Source organism: Streptomyces sp. NBC_01261, from assembly GCF_036226385.1.
In the GTDB taxonomy this organism is placed as follows: domain Bacteria; phylum Actinomycetota; class Actinomycetes; order Streptomycetales; family Streptomycetaceae; genus Streptomyces.
In genome coordinates this window covers 7,481,104-7,492,889 of record NZ_CP108463.1, presented here as the reverse complement: position 1 = coordinate 7,492,889, position 11,786 = coordinate 7,481,104, and the positions used below count along the sequence as shown (strand labels likewise).

The following is an 11,786-nucleotide window of genomic DNA, read 5'->3' as shown; positions in this document are numbered from 1 at the left end:
GGCCCCCTCAGCGGCGGTTGATCCAGTCGCCGCCCTCGATCAGCTTGCCGTGGGTGCGGAGGCGGGCGGTGATGGCGGGGGCGGCGAGGTACACCCAGGCGCGTACGGCGGTGCCGTCGGTGGCGCGGGTCACCCGGCGTTCGACGCGCTCGTAGAGGTTGTGCGGGTCGCCGGGAGCGTAGTCCTCAAGTCGGTCCAGTTCCCTGAGGAGTTGGGGGTAGGCCTCGGGGCGTGCGGTGACGAGTTCGCCGACGATCACCGCGCCGGGTGCGGCGGGTTCCTCGACGGCGTACGGGTAGCCGGGGCCGTCGTAGAGGGCGGCGCCGTGGAGTCGTGCCCGTTCTTCGGAGTCCGTACGGCCGCGCAGGAACCGGTCGTGGTTGGGCTCACCGGGACGGAGGGTCCCGTAGACGAAGAAGGGGAGCGGTGTCACTCGGTCTCCTTGAGCCCGGAAGTCTGTGGATGCGCTATGGACATGACATGCCATGGCCCTTTAAATCTCATTCAACATCAACGCAGCCCCCACGCCCCCCACTTGCGTTCTTGAGGAGAGCCATGAGTCGGACACGGCACATTCGAGGTTCCCGTCTCGCCACGGCCGGAGTCGCGGCCGGCGCCGCGGCCCTGTTGGCCGCCACCCTCGCCCCCACCGCCCACGCGGCCGACCGGCCGTCCCGGACCACCGCGATCGCGAACGCCGCGTCGGCGTTGGTGGCCCATGCGACGGGCTTGGGGCTGACGGCCGCGGAGGACACGTCGGTCCGTGACGTGATCGTCGACGCGGACGGCACCCAGCATGTCCGCTACGACCGTACCTACCACCAACTCCCCGTACTCGGCGGCGACTTCGTGGTCCATCTCGCCCCCAACGGCAGCTACCGGAGCGCCGACCGCGCGACCCGGAACTCCATATCCCTGTCGTCCGTGACGCCGAAGGTGGCCGCTCCGAAGGCGGCGGACCTGGCGGTGAACGCGCTGCGGGCGGCGAATCTCGGTGAGGTGCTGAAGGGGGTGACCGCCAAGCCCCAGCTGATGGTTGACGCCCTGCACGGGGCCCCGAGGCTCGCCTGGCGGACGAACGTGGTCGCCAAGGACTCGCTCGGCAACCCGGTCGCGCGCACGGTGCTGACCGACGCCCGCACCGGCGCCCAGATCGACGCCTGGGACAGTGTGGAGACGGCGACGGGTGACGGGAAGTCGCTGTACAGCGGGACGGTGCCGTTGGAGACGACGCTGTCGGGATCGACGTATCAGCTCAAGGACGCGACGCGCGGCGGGACGTACACCGGTGACGCGGCGAACAAGACCGACCTGTGCATCTTCGGCATCTGCATCAGCCGCGCCCCGTCCACGCTGTTCACGGACGCCGACAACCACTGGGGCACGGGGGTGAGTTCGGACCGTTCGTCGGCGGCGGTGGACGCGCAGTACGGCACGAACGAGACCTGGGACTACTACAAGAACGTCCACGGCCGGAACGGCATCGCGGGCGACGGCAAGGGCTCGTACAACCGCGTCCACTACGGCAACAGCTACAACAACGCCTTCTGGGACGACAGTTGCTTCTGCATGACGTACGGCGACGGTGACGGAACGCAGCTCGGTCCGCTGGTGGCGCTGGATGTCGCCGGGCACGAGATGACGCACGGTGTGACGTCCAAGACGGCCGCGCTGACGTACTCGGGCGAGTCCGGCGGTCTGAATGAAGGGACCTCGGACATCATGGGCACGCTGGTGGAGTGGTATGCGAACAACTCCTCCGATCTCGGGGACTACTTGATCGGCGAGAAGATCGTGCGGTCGGGCTTCGGCAAGGCGGCGCTGCGGTTCATGGACCAGCCGTCCAAGGACGGGAATTCGGCGGACTGCTGGAGTTCGTCGGTGGGGAATCTCGACGTGCACTACTCGTCGGGGGTCGCCAACCACTTCGCGTATCTCCTCGCGGAGGGCAGCGGATCGAAGACCATCAACGGCGTCAGCTACAACTCGCCCACGTGCAACAGCTCTTCGGTGAGCGGGATCGGCCGGGACAAGCTCGGGGCGATCTGGTACCGGGCGTTGACGGTCTACATGACGTCCTCGACGAACTACGCGGGGGCGCGGACGGCGACGCTCAGCGCGGCCAAGGACCTCTATGGAGTGGGGAGTTCGGAGTACGGCGCGGTGGCGGCGGCGTGGAGTGCGGTGAGTGTGGGGTGAGTTGAGGCCCGGAGTCGGCCGTTCGGCGGAGTAGTGCCGTGGCGATGGCGGGGCGGCGCTGGCTAGGCTCCGGTGCCGCCTCACAGACCCGGAGCCCCATGTCGTCCAACGCCAAGATGCACGCCGACGAACTCGACATCGACGCGGACCTGGTTGGCCGGCTGGTCGCCGAACAGTTCCCGGAATGGGCGGAGTTGACCGTCACGCGGGTCGCCTCGGCCGGGACCGACAACGCGATGTTCCGGCTGGGCGAGGACATGGTCGTACGGCTGCCCCGACTGCCGGGCGGGGCACGGCAGATCGAGACGGAACAGCGCTGGTTGCCGCGGCTGGCACCGGAGTTGCCGCTGTCCGTGCCAGTGCCGTTGGCGATGGGTGAGCCGGGGCGGGGGTACGGGCTGCGGTGGGGGGTGTACGGCTGGCTGGACGGGGACAACGCGTACGACTCGCCGCCGAGCCAACTCACCGACACGGCATTTGAGTTGGGGCGTTTCGTCGCCGCGCTGCGCCGGGTGGACGCGGTGGACGGGCCCGTTTCCTTCCGGGGCGGGCCGGTCGGTGCGCAGGACGCGGACGTCCGTAAGGCGATCGAGGAACTGGGCGCGGACGGCGCCCACGACGCGACCCTCGCGACGGCGGCCTGGGAGCACGCCCTCGCCCTTCCCCAGTGGGAGGCCGCCCCCGCCTGGCTCCACGGCGACCTCCTCCCCGGCAACCTGCTGACCGGGGCCGGCCGACTCACCGCGGTCATCGACTTCGGCTGCCTCGGGGTCGGCGACCCGGCGGCGGACGCGCTGCCCGCGTGGACCTTGTTCTCCGCCGGGACACGTGAGGTCTTCCGCGAGGCGGGCGAGTTCGAGGACGAGGTGTGGGCTCGGGGGCGGGGGTGGGCCTTGTGCTTCGGGTCGGTGGCGGAGCAGTACTACCGGGGTGGGCGGAATCCGGTGTTGGCGGAGGTGGGGCATCGGGCCGTGCGGGAAGCGCTGGAGGACTTCGGGGTCTGATCCCCGGCGGGTCCAGGTTGCGTCCTTGCCGTTCCTGGAATCCCTGGATACTTGACGTCATGGCTGATCAGCGCGAGGTTTCCATCGTCCGTCGACCGGGCCGGACTCTTTCCGTCGAGGACGGGCTGGGCGCGTTGCTGGCGGCGTACCACCTGCGGACGGAGGCCGAGAAAGGGGAGCCCGTTGCCGATGTGGACGCGCTGCCGGACCGGTACCGGGCGGAGATCTCGGACCCTCGGACCGCGTTCGTCGACGATGTCGTGCTGGTGGCCGTGAGCGGGAGCGTCGCGGTGGGTTGTCTGGTGGTGACCGCCCCCGCCGACGGGCGGTCGGAGATCAAGAGGCTCTGGACGGACCCGGCGTTCCGGGGCCGGGGCATCGCGTCCGACCTGCTCGGTACGGCGATTGCGCATGCGGCGGAAAGCGGCGCGGGCGTCGTGCGGTTGTCGGTATGGAAGTGGCGGACCGGGGCCATCGCCCTCTACGAACGGTTCGGCTTCGCCGTCACCGCGTCATGGGACGAGCGGGATCAACTGGTCTGCATGGAGCGGGCCTTGTGAGTGGTGTCGTACGACGTCCAACTCGCACCACACCGCCTTGCCCACGGTGAGCTCGCGCACGCCCCAACGGTCCGCGATCCGACCGACGATCAGCAGGCCACGCCCGAACATGTCGTCCTCGGTGGGCTCGCGGAGGCTCGGCCGTAACTCGCCCCTCGGGTCGGACACCGCGATGCGTACGGCGTGTTCGGTGAGGGTGAGTTCGACGCGGAAGAGTCGGTCGCGGAGGCAGCCGTGCAGTACGGCGTTGCCGCCCAGCTCCGAGACCAACAGGGCGGTGTCCGCGGCGAGTTCGGGGTGACCCCACTCGGTGAGGAGCCGGTGGGCTCGGCGGCGGGCGAGGGTGACGCTCTTGGGGAGCGGGGTGTAGTCGAGGCGGTCGTGGTGGAGGGGGACTTCGGGGGCGACCATGTCGCTCACCTCCGGGCAGGGGCGAGCCGCGCCGCGAATCAACCGGCGCCGCTCTGCGATCGGTTCGTGACCGACGGTAGAGGTGGCTCAGCATTTCACGCAAGTGACTCTCGGAGGAATTCCCCCGAAGGGTGTTTGCGATGCCTCGTTACACCGCGCCAGACTGATCACACGCACACGCCTCAAGGGGGACCTACGTGACATCGCCGACGCAGGGCCACAGCACATCGACCGTCCTGGGGCGCCGACTCGGCGGTGAACTCACCAGGTTGCGCACGGCGGCCGGCCTCAACCAGACCCAGGCGGGCAAGGCGCTCACCGCGTCCACGACCAAGGTCGCGAAGATGGAGGGTGGTTGGGTTCCGATGCGCGACCCCGACCTCCGGGCGCTGTGCGAGTTGTACGGCGTTCACGATCCCGGCGCCGTAGGCGCGCTTCTGGAACTGGCAAGAGTCGACCGGGAACGCCGTAAGGCCAAAGGCTGGTGGAACGACTACTCCATCCACGGAGTGATGCAGGAGTACATCACCCTGGAGAGCGCGGCGACGTCAATCAAGGTGTGGCAACCGGCGTTCATCCCCGGGCTCCTCCAAACACCTCACTACGTGCGGGCGTTGAGAGTGGGCCCCGAGGCCGAGGTAGCCAAAGGCCCTGAGCCGGACGAGGACTTCATCGCCGCGCGGCTCGCCCGCCAAAAGCGCCTGTCCGACACTCCGCCCCTCTTCCTGCAAGCGGTGATCTACGAAGCGACGCTGCGCAACTTCCCCGGCGGTACGGCGACAGCGGGTGGCCAGCTCGAAAGCCTTGCGGAGATGGCCGCTCTCCCCAGCGTCACGCTTCGGATCTATCCCTTCAGCGGCGGCACGCAACCAGGCCTGAACGGCTCGTTCAACATCCTCTCGTTCGCCGCCCCCGGAGCCATGGACGTCGTCTACGCAGAGGCCCCGTTCGCTCAGCGCTGGGTGGAGGGCGGGGAATCCGCAGCCGCATACGATGAGTTGTTCGAGATGATCGCCGAACGCTCCCTCAGCGAGCGGGAGTCGGTCACGTTCCTCCACAAGCTACGCAAGGAACTGTGAGTCGTGCGCGCATTCGAGTACCGGAAGTCCAGCTACAGCGACCAGACGGCCGAGTGCGTCGAGATAGCCACCAACATCGCCGCCACCATCGCCGTACGGGACTCCAAGAATCCCAACGGCCCCTCCCTCCAGCTCCACCCCACCACCTGGAGGGCCTTCCAATCCTCCCTCCCCGCAGCGGATTTGCCCCACTAACCCCGACCACCCCACCGAAAAAATGTGACACCCACCCCCCAAAGTGTCACATTTCCTCAGAACAACACGAGGCCGATCAGCCCTTCGGCGCGTGAGCCATCGCGATCGTCTTCATCTTGAGAATGCGCACCGCTTCGGGGTCCGTCACCGGCCGGGAAACCTGCCCCTTGGCCGCGTCGGCGACCGCTTCCGCCTTCTGCTTCTGCGTGCGCGCGGAGTCGTCCGTCGTGGAGTGCGAGGTCGCCGTGGCCGCGTGGACCTGCGACCCCGCCGCCACCGTCAGACTGCCGAGCGCCAAAGCGCTGACCGCGGCGGTCCTGAACGTCGTCCCCATCCTGCTCCGCTTACGGGGTGCTGCATGGCGCATGAGAATTCCTCTGCTGTCGGTGCGACTTGGACAGGTGGACTACGCAGCGCGGGGGCCCGGACGCGACACCCGGATGCAGTGACTCAGATCACGGAGAGTTGCTGTAGCGGAGGGTCGGTGCCCGTTCGTACTTCCCCCATAGAGGACCCCTGGCCGTTCTGTGGACGGAAATGAATGGCGGACGAGTGGCGAGAGGCGCGGCGGAAGAGGAGTTCGATGAGTTCTACGCACTGGCCTACCCCAGGCTCGTTCGGCAGCTCTACGCGATGACCGGCGATCTGCCGGAGGCCCAGGATGTCGTGCAGGAGGCGTTCATAAGGGCCTGGGGTCGACGGGGGATATTCACGAGCGACGGTTCCCAGGAGGCGTGGATCCGCACCACGGCCTGGCGGCTCGCCGTATCCCGCTTCCGGCGTGTGCGGCGCGGTGTGCAGCTCATGCAGCGTCATCACGAACAGCGCCCCGTCGAAGGCCCGTCCCCCGAACGTGTCGCTCTCGTAGAGGCGCTTCGCACGCTTCCGCAGAAGCACAGAAGTGTCGTTGTGCTCCACCACTTGTGCGATCTCAGCGTCGAGCAGATAAGCGCCGAGACGGGCTGGCCGGCCGGGAGCATCAGGGTGTGGCTGGTCCGTGGGCGCCTTTCGCTCGCCCGCCATCTCTCCTCCCTGCCGGACCAGGAGGTGGACCATGTCGGATGAGTACGAGCGTCCTGGCTGGTTCACCGAGAGCATCGCCCAGTTGGAGAGCGTTCGGGTCGACCGGCCGGTGTCCGCGCCGGAGTTGCGACGCCGAAGCGTCCGACGCCGTCAACGCCGTACCCGTTCCGCCGCCGTCGCGGCGATTGTCGTGACGGCGATCGGTGCGGGCGCCCTCTGGAATTCCGTGGGCACGGACCGATCGGTGGAAAATCCCTCCCACCGCGAGGAGGACTCCAGAACATCGGCGGCCCAGGAGAAACTGCGGACTTACTATTCGGCTCTGCCGGATGCCTTTGCCGCACGGGATACGACGTCGAAGTCGAAGCTGTGGAAGCTGATGACCGCACACTTCACGGAGCCGGCGCTGAAGCGGGAAGTCGTTCTCGAAGGCAACGGATCCGACGACCTGGCGGCCACGTGTGGGCAGGTGGAAGCCACCACCGTCTTCACCGTCGGCGACGCCCGCAGCGCCGGGGCCGACACCGTCCGCGTACGCGTGACGAGCGACAGCCCACCGGAATCGATCGAGGTCGACTTCGATCCGCGCACCATGAGAATCTCGAACTGGTCCTGCCCCGACGGGTCCTGACCTCTCCCGGGAGTCCACACGGCGGGCGACACGACAAGGCCGCCGCCCTCAGAGGCAGCGGCCTTGCATCCCCGTTCCCGACTCAGGCAGCCAACTCCCGCTCTTCCAGCACTTCCTGATCCTCACTCACTGAATCCCGCATCACCACCGCCGCCAGCACCCCCGCCGCCACGACCCCAACCGCGCTGACCGTGAAGGTCGTTGACATGGCGTGCGTGAACGCCTCCCGGGCCGCCCGGACCAACCCCGCGTTCCCGTGCGCCGCGGCCAGCGCCCCGCCGATCGAGTGGCGAGCCTCATCGGACGTACCGGAGGGCATCTCGTCGGCGAAGCCGCTCGACAGGAGGGAGCCGAGGATCGCGATGCCGAGGGCCGTACCGGCTTGCTGGATGGTGTCGTTGAGGGCCGAGCCGACGCCCGCCTTGCCCTCGGGGATCGTGCCCATGAGCGCGCCCACCGCCGCCGGCATCGCGAGGCCCGCGCCCAGGCCGAGGAGGCCGAGGGCGACCGCCGGGACGGTGAAGCCGGTGTCGGCCGTGACCGTCGTAAGGAGAACGAAGGACGACGCCATCACCAGCATGCCCGCCAGGATCAGGTACCGGTGGCCGTACCGCGCCGTGAACTTGACGCCCGCCGCGTTGCCGACCAGCGCGGTGACCGCCAGCGGGACGAAGGCCAGGCCCGCCTTGACCGGGGAGTAGCCGAGCACGAACTGCAGGTACTGGGTGAGGACCAGCAGCAGGCCGCCGTTGCCTATCTGGACCAGGGTCAGGGACAGCGAACCGCCGCTGAAATTACGGTGCTTGAAGAGGACGAGCGGGACCATCGGGGTCGGCGTGACGTTCTCCCAGACCACGAATCCGGCCAGCCCCACCACCGCCACCGCGAGGGTGACCAGGCCCCGGCCCTCGAACGCGCCGTGCTGCGGGATCTCGATGATCCACCAGATCAGCGCCGTCATCCCGACCGCCGACAGCACCGCACCCAGCGGATCCGGCTTCTGCCAGGGTCCCTTGGACTCCGGCATCAGCGTCACCCCGGCCACCAACGCGAGTGCTACGACCGGCACGTTGAGGAAGAAGATGGAGTGCCACGAGAAGTGGTCGATCAGTACGCCGCCGAGCACCGGGCTGCCGACCAGCGCGAGCATCGACACCGAACCCCAGGCCGCCATCGCCTTGCCGCGTTCCTCCGCGTCGAAGACCGTGATGAGGATCGAGAGCGTCGACGGCATGATCAGCGCGCCGCCCACCCCCATCGCCACCCGTACGGCGATCACCTCACCGGGGTTCGTGCAGAACGTCGCCGCCAGTGACGCCGCCCCGAACAGCACCAGCCCGATCAGCATCACCTTCCGGCGGCCGAAGCGGTCACCGAGGCTGCCGGAGGTCAGCAGCAGGCCGGCGAAGACCAGGATGTAGGAGTCGAGGATCCACTGGGTGTCCTGGGCGCTCGCCCCGATGCTCTCGGTCATCGACGGGACCGCCACGGTCAGCGCCATGCTGTCGACCACCAGCACCAACGAGCTGAGGCACAGCACGACGAGAATCCACCAGCGCCGGGGGTTTCGGGTCTCCGTGAGCGTTTCCGGGTGACTGTCCATGGCTGCTTCCTCTTCTTCCCTCATCGGCCTGCGTACACCGTTCCTTCGGTGCGCACACTGTACGCACAGCGGAACAGCGTGCGCAATCCTTGAACTCTGTACGCTTGATGCGAACGACGTACGCACGAAGGAGCGCCCATGCCCCCCAGGACCAAGCCGAGCCCCATCCCCTCCGTGTGGGCCCGTGAGCGGCGCCCGGCCGACCTGCCCGCGCTCAGCCGGGACGCGATCGTCCGCGAGGCGATCGCGATGCTGGACGCCGACGGCATCGAGGCGCTGAGCATGCGCAAGCTCGGCGCCCGCCTCAACGCCGGCGCGACCTCCCTCTACCGGCATGTCGCGACCAAGGACGAGCTGATGGAACTGGCCGTCGACGAGGTCGCCGCCGAGATCCACGTCCCGGCCGCCGACGCCTCCGACTGGCGCGCCGCCGTCACCGAGGCCGCGGCGTCGTTCCGTACGACCGCGCTACGGCACCGCTGGCTGTCCTCGGTGCTCGGGCAGGCCGGGCTCGCCTACCTCGGCCCCAACCTCATGTCCTTCACCGAACGGCTCGCCGCGCTGTTCACCACCGTCGGCTTCCCCGAGCCGAGCGGCGCGATCGACGCCGTGCTGTCGTACACGATCGGGATGAGCACGACCGAGGCCGCCTGGCTCACCACGGTCGCGCGGTCCGGCGAGAGCGAGGCCGAGTTCATCGCCCGTCTGATGCCGGCCGCGCAACAGGCGGCGGCCGGTCATGCCCATCTCGCCGGCACCTACGCCGAGTCGGCCGTCACGACGACCGATCCGGTGGCCCTGCGGGACGGCAAGTTCGCCTACGGCCTCGATGTCGTCCTCGACGGGCTGTCGCTGCGGCTGGCGCGTTAGGCCTCGCCCGCCAGGTCGGCCGTCTCCAGGTACACCTCAGCCAGTACCTGCAACTCCGTGCCCTCTGTGGCGACTTGCTCGCCCGGGTGCAGGCGGCCCGGCAGGTCGTCCGGGCGGCCCGGGATCGTCACCGTGCTCGCCGACCGCTCCCCCGCCGACGTCGGCCATTCCCCGGCGAGTTGAGCCGTCAGTACCTGGTCGAAGTCCGGGGGGCGGGTGAACACGTGGGCCAGGTAGAGCTGTTCGCGGCCGAAGAGGACGTAGCGGAGGGGTGCCGGTTCCATGGTGGGATCGGTCGGGTGGCCGACGTACAGCCGCTCCTCGATACCCACTCCCACCTCCCCCAACAACTCGCCGTCCCTCCCGAAGCGGCCGAAGTAGAGGTCGGCGGGGAAGGACGCGCCCGGCTCAAGGTCCTTGAGGAGGAGGGTGCGTGGGCTGAGCGTGAACAGTGCCGACGTGCCGTAGCGCTTGCGGGCCGTGCGGTAGGTGTCCGTGTCCAGATCGACCCGCAGGACGGCCTGGAAGTCGTGGGGCGTGGTGAACGTGGGCATGTGAACGGCGTAGACGGTGTCCGTGCCCAGCAACACCAGGCCGTGGAGGGCGAGTTCGGGGGTCGCCATGACGGTGCTCACCATGACAGTGCCGGGTCGGGGTCCGGGCTCTTCGGCAACTGTCTGCACACGAAGCCGGCGAGGAACACGTCGTCGGGGCCGGTGACAGTGCTCTGCGTCGCCGAAGTCGCCTGCTGGTAGGCGGTCCAGCGGAGTTGGAGGTCGTAGCCGTACTGGACCACCTGCACCTTGGCGAAGCGGCCCTCCGTCGTGCGTACGGCGAACACGTCCCCGGTGACCAGTTGGTTGCTCGCGTTCGGGTTGCCGGTGAGGGGGGTGCTGCCGTAGGTGAGGGTCGAGAGGCGGTGGCCGTCGAAGGCGTCGTAGTCGACCTGGCCGAGGTTGACGATTCCGGCGTGGGAGCTGGGGACCAACTGGGCGGTCGTCTCCGTCATCCACTCCCACCAGAGGTCGGCGGTGTTCATGTCGCCGCCCGCGATGCCGTTGTCGAGGTCGAGGGTCCAGGTGCCGTGGAGAGTGGTCTCGCCCGGGGTCTCCGTGTAGCCGACGGCCTGGCGGATCAGCTCGATGTTGCGGGCCAGGGCGACCGATTCGACGTACGACGGGCAGCGGCCGTGGGGTGGGGTGGCGCCGTCACTCAGCGGGGCGACGCCTGACGAGAGGCGCCAGGCCCGGGAGCCGAGGAGTTCCATCGGCGGGTCCAGCCAGGGGCGGACGACCGACACGACCCGGTATTCGAAGGCCAGGGAGAAGACCGTGTCGTCGGTGGCTCGGTCGCCGAAGGCTGATTTCAGTTCCGCGGGGGCCTGCGCGGCCAGGGTGCGGAGCATGTCCTCCGAGAGCACGACCCTCGACCAGGGGTCGTCCAGGGCGCCGTCCGGCGAGTAGTAAGTCGGCGCGAAACGCGTGCCGTTGGGGGCGGTCGTGTACTGGTCGGGGAGGTTCGGGTTGAAGGTGTCGCGGTGTCGTTTCCAGATGCTGGAGGGGGCCTTCGAAGCGAGTTCGGAGGTCTCGCGCAGGGCGTCCTCCACCTCGGCCCTGTGGCCTGCGGTCTGCCAGGCGTCCATGGCGTCGTCCCTGGCCTGGCGGAGCCGGGGCTCGTCCACGTGCGTCCAGTGGTCGCGCGCTGCCGGGTCGGTCGACATCGTCGCCGTCTGTTCCGCCTGGTGGTAGTCCGTGTCGGCCTGGAGCCAGGCCTGGCGGGCCGTGCGGTAGTCGCGCAGGGCCGGTGAGGGGACGAGGACTCCGTCGGCGCCGGTGTCGTAGAGGTAGGCGACTGCCGTGTCGTAGCGCTGGTGTTCCTCGGGGGTGAGGGTGGAGCGGGCCAGGTCGGCGCCGAGTACCTCGCCGTAGATTCCCCACAGGTGGACGGTCGACGGGGGTGCCCAAGTGGGCTGGGTGGGGATCCTGTTGACCAGTTCGCAGAACTCGGACCAGACCGTGGACCGGGGCGCGTCCAGGGCGCCGCCGAAGCGGAACGTGCTGTCCTGGTAGACCACCGGCGTCACCGGTACGGCGACCAGGTGGTCGGGGTCGGTGAGCAGGCCGCGGACGTACGCGCCCAGGCCGAACATGGCCGCCGCGTCCACGGGGGACGCGGCCCACACCGTCTCGGTGTCGCTCATGACTGGCCGCC

At 68.9% G+C, this 11,786-nt stretch carries 14 protein-coding genes; 8 read left to right on the top strand and 6 right to left on the bottom strand.

Annotated features, from left to right (window positions below; genetic code table 11):
* Positions 1-7: 7 nt before the first annotated feature.
* Positions 8-433: a gamma-glutamylcyclotransferase family protein gene (locus OG226_RS33345; protein ID WP_328683510.1), complete on the bottom strand. Its 426-nt coding sequence runs from the start codon at positions 431-433 to the stop codon at positions 8-10.
* Between the two features lie 122 nt (positions 434-555).
* Between OG226_RS33345 and OG226_RS33340 the strand changes: the two genes are divergently transcribed.
* From OG226_RS33340 to OG226_RS33330, 3 genes are all read left to right on the top strand, one after another.
* Positions 556-2,199, top strand: coding sequence for a M4 family metallopeptidase (locus OG226_RS33340; RefSeq protein WP_329350969.1), 1,644 nt, complete (start codon positions 556-558; stop codon positions 2,197-2,199).
* A gap of 98 nt (positions 2,200-2,297) precedes the next feature.
* A complete protein-coding gene (locus tag OG226_RS33335) occupies positions 2,298-3,203 on the top strand; it encodes an aminoglycoside phosphotransferase family protein (RefSeq protein WP_329350968.1) in 906 nt (301 codons plus the stop codon).
* Between the two features lie 59 nt (positions 3,204-3,262).
* On the top strand, positions 3,263-3,763 hold the full coding sequence (locus tag OG226_RS33330; RefSeq protein WP_329350967.1) for a GNAT family N-acetyltransferase: 501 nt from the start codon (positions 3,263-3,265) through the stop codon (positions 3,761-3,763).
* On the opposite strand, the gene OG226_RS33325 is transcribed toward OG226_RS33330, so the two are convergent.
* Positions 3,716-4,174: an ATP-binding protein gene (locus tag OG226_RS33325; RefSeq protein ID WP_328683506.1), complete on the bottom strand. Its 459-nt coding sequence runs from the start codon at positions 4,172-4,174 to the stop codon at positions 3,716-3,718. The genes OG226_RS33330 and OG226_RS33325 overlap by 48 nt on opposite strands.
* A gap of 197 nt (positions 4,175-4,371) precedes the next feature.
* On the opposite strand from OG226_RS33325, the gene OG226_RS33320 reads away from it, so the two are divergent.
* Entirely contained in the window at positions 4,372-5,253 is an 882-nt protein-coding gene (locus OG226_RS33320) for a helix-turn-helix domain-containing protein (protein ID WP_328683505.1), read from the top strand.
* A 3-nt stretch (positions 5,254-5,256) separates the two neighbouring features.
* Positions 5,257-5,448 carry a DUF397 domain-containing protein gene (locus OG226_RS33315; RefSeq protein WP_329350966.1) on the top strand — a complete coding sequence of 64 codons (192 nt, stop codon included), beginning with the start codon at positions 5,257-5,259 and terminating at the stop codon, positions 5,446-5,448.
* A 76-nt stretch (positions 5,449-5,524) separates the two neighbouring features.
* Here OG226_RS33315 and OG226_RS33310 read toward each other — a convergent pair whose 3' ends face one another.
* Entirely contained in the window at positions 5,525-5,782 is a 258-nt protein-coding gene (locus OG226_RS33310) for a hypothetical protein (protein WP_329350965.1), read from the bottom strand.
* 203 nt (positions 5,783-5,985) lie between these two features.
* On the opposite strand from OG226_RS33310, the gene OG226_RS33305 reads away from it, so the two are divergent.
* Positions 5,986-6,513: a SigE family RNA polymerase sigma factor gene (locus tag OG226_RS33305; RefSeq protein WP_328683502.1), complete on the top strand. Its 528-nt coding sequence runs from the start codon at positions 5,986-5,988 to the stop codon at positions 6,511-6,513.
* Positions 6,503-7,102 (top strand): hypothetical protein, encoded by a 600-nt coding sequence (locus OG226_RS33300; protein ID WP_329350964.1) that lies wholly within the window; start codon positions 6,503-6,505, stop codon positions 7,100-7,102. Before OG226_RS33305 ends, OG226_RS33300 begins: the two co-directional genes overlap by 11 nt.
* Positions 7,103-7,184: 82 nt before the next feature.
* Here the strand turns inward: OG226_RS33300 and OG226_RS33295 are convergent, their stop codons facing one another.
* A complete protein-coding gene (locus OG226_RS33295; protein WP_329350963.1) occupies positions 7,185-8,705 on the bottom strand; it encodes an MFS transporter in 1,521 nt (506 codons plus the stop codon).
* A gap of 138 nt (positions 8,706-8,843) precedes the next feature.
* Between OG226_RS33295 and OG226_RS33290 the strand changes: the two genes are divergently transcribed.
* Positions 8,844-9,575 carry a TetR/AcrR family transcriptional regulator gene (locus OG226_RS33290; protein ID WP_329350962.1) on the top strand — a complete coding sequence of 244 codons (732 nt, stop codon included), beginning with the start codon at positions 8,844-8,846 and terminating at the stop codon, positions 9,573-9,575.
* On the opposite strand, the gene OG226_RS33285 is transcribed toward OG226_RS33290, so the two are convergent.
* Positions 9,572-10,198, bottom strand: a complete 627-nt coding sequence (locus OG226_RS33285; protein WP_329350961.1) for a hypothetical protein — start codon at positions 10,196-10,198, stop codon at positions 9,572-9,574. The genes OG226_RS33290 and OG226_RS33285 overlap by 4 nt on opposite strands.
* An 8-nt stretch (positions 10,199-10,206) precedes the next feature.
* Entirely contained in the window at positions 10,207-11,775 is a 1,569-nt protein-coding gene (locus tag OG226_RS33280) for a hypothetical protein (RefSeq protein WP_328683497.1), read from the bottom strand.
* Positions 11,776-11,786: the final 11 nt, after the last annotated feature.

What these genes read in the sequence shown, in the direction of transcription:
- OG226_RS33340 (WP_329350969.1), top strand. Translation starts at nt 556, where the DNA reads ATGAGTCGGACACGGCACATTCGAGGTTCCCGTCTCGCCACGGCCGGA.
- OG226_RS33335 (WP_329350968.1), top strand. Translation starts at nt 2,298, where the DNA reads ATGTCGTCCAACGCCAAGATGCACGCCGACGAACTCGACATCGACGCG.
- OG226_RS33330 (WP_329350967.1), top strand. Translation starts at nt 3,263, where the DNA reads ATGGCTGATCAGCGCGAGGTTTCCATCGTCCGTCGACCGGGCCGGACT.
- OG226_RS33325 (WP_328683506.1), bottom strand. Translation starts at nt 4,174, where the DNA reads ATGGTCGCCCCCGAAGTCCCCCTCCACCACGACCGCCTCGACTACACC.
- OG226_RS33310 (WP_329350965.1), bottom strand. Translation starts at nt 5,782, where the DNA reads ATGGGGACGACGTTCAGGACCGCCGCGGTCAGCGCTTTGGCGCTCGGC.
- OG226_RS33305 (WP_328683502.1), top strand. Translation starts at nt 5,986, where the DNA reads ATGAATGGCGGACGAGTGGCGAGAGGCGCGGCGGAAGAGGAGTTCGAT.
- OG226_RS33300 (WP_329350964.1), top strand. Translation starts at nt 6,503, where the DNA reads ATGTCGGATGAGTACGAGCGTCCTGGCTGGTTCACCGAGAGCATCGCC.
- OG226_RS33295 (WP_329350963.1), bottom strand. Translation starts at nt 8,705, where the DNA reads ATGGACAGTCACCCGGAAACGCTCACGGAGACCCGAAACCCCCGGCGC.
- OG226_RS33290 (WP_329350962.1), top strand. Translation starts at nt 8,844, where the DNA reads ATGCCCCCCAGGACCAAGCCGAGCCCCATCCCCTCCGTGTGGGCCCGT.
- OG226_RS33285 (WP_329350961.1), bottom strand. Translation starts at nt 10,198, where the DNA reads ATGGCGACCCCCGAACTCGCCCTCCACGGCCTGGTGTTGCTGGGCACG.
- OG226_RS33280 (WP_328683497.1), bottom strand. Translation starts at nt 11,775, where the DNA reads ATGAGCGACACCGAGACGGTGTGGGCCGCGTCCCCCGTGGACGCGGCG.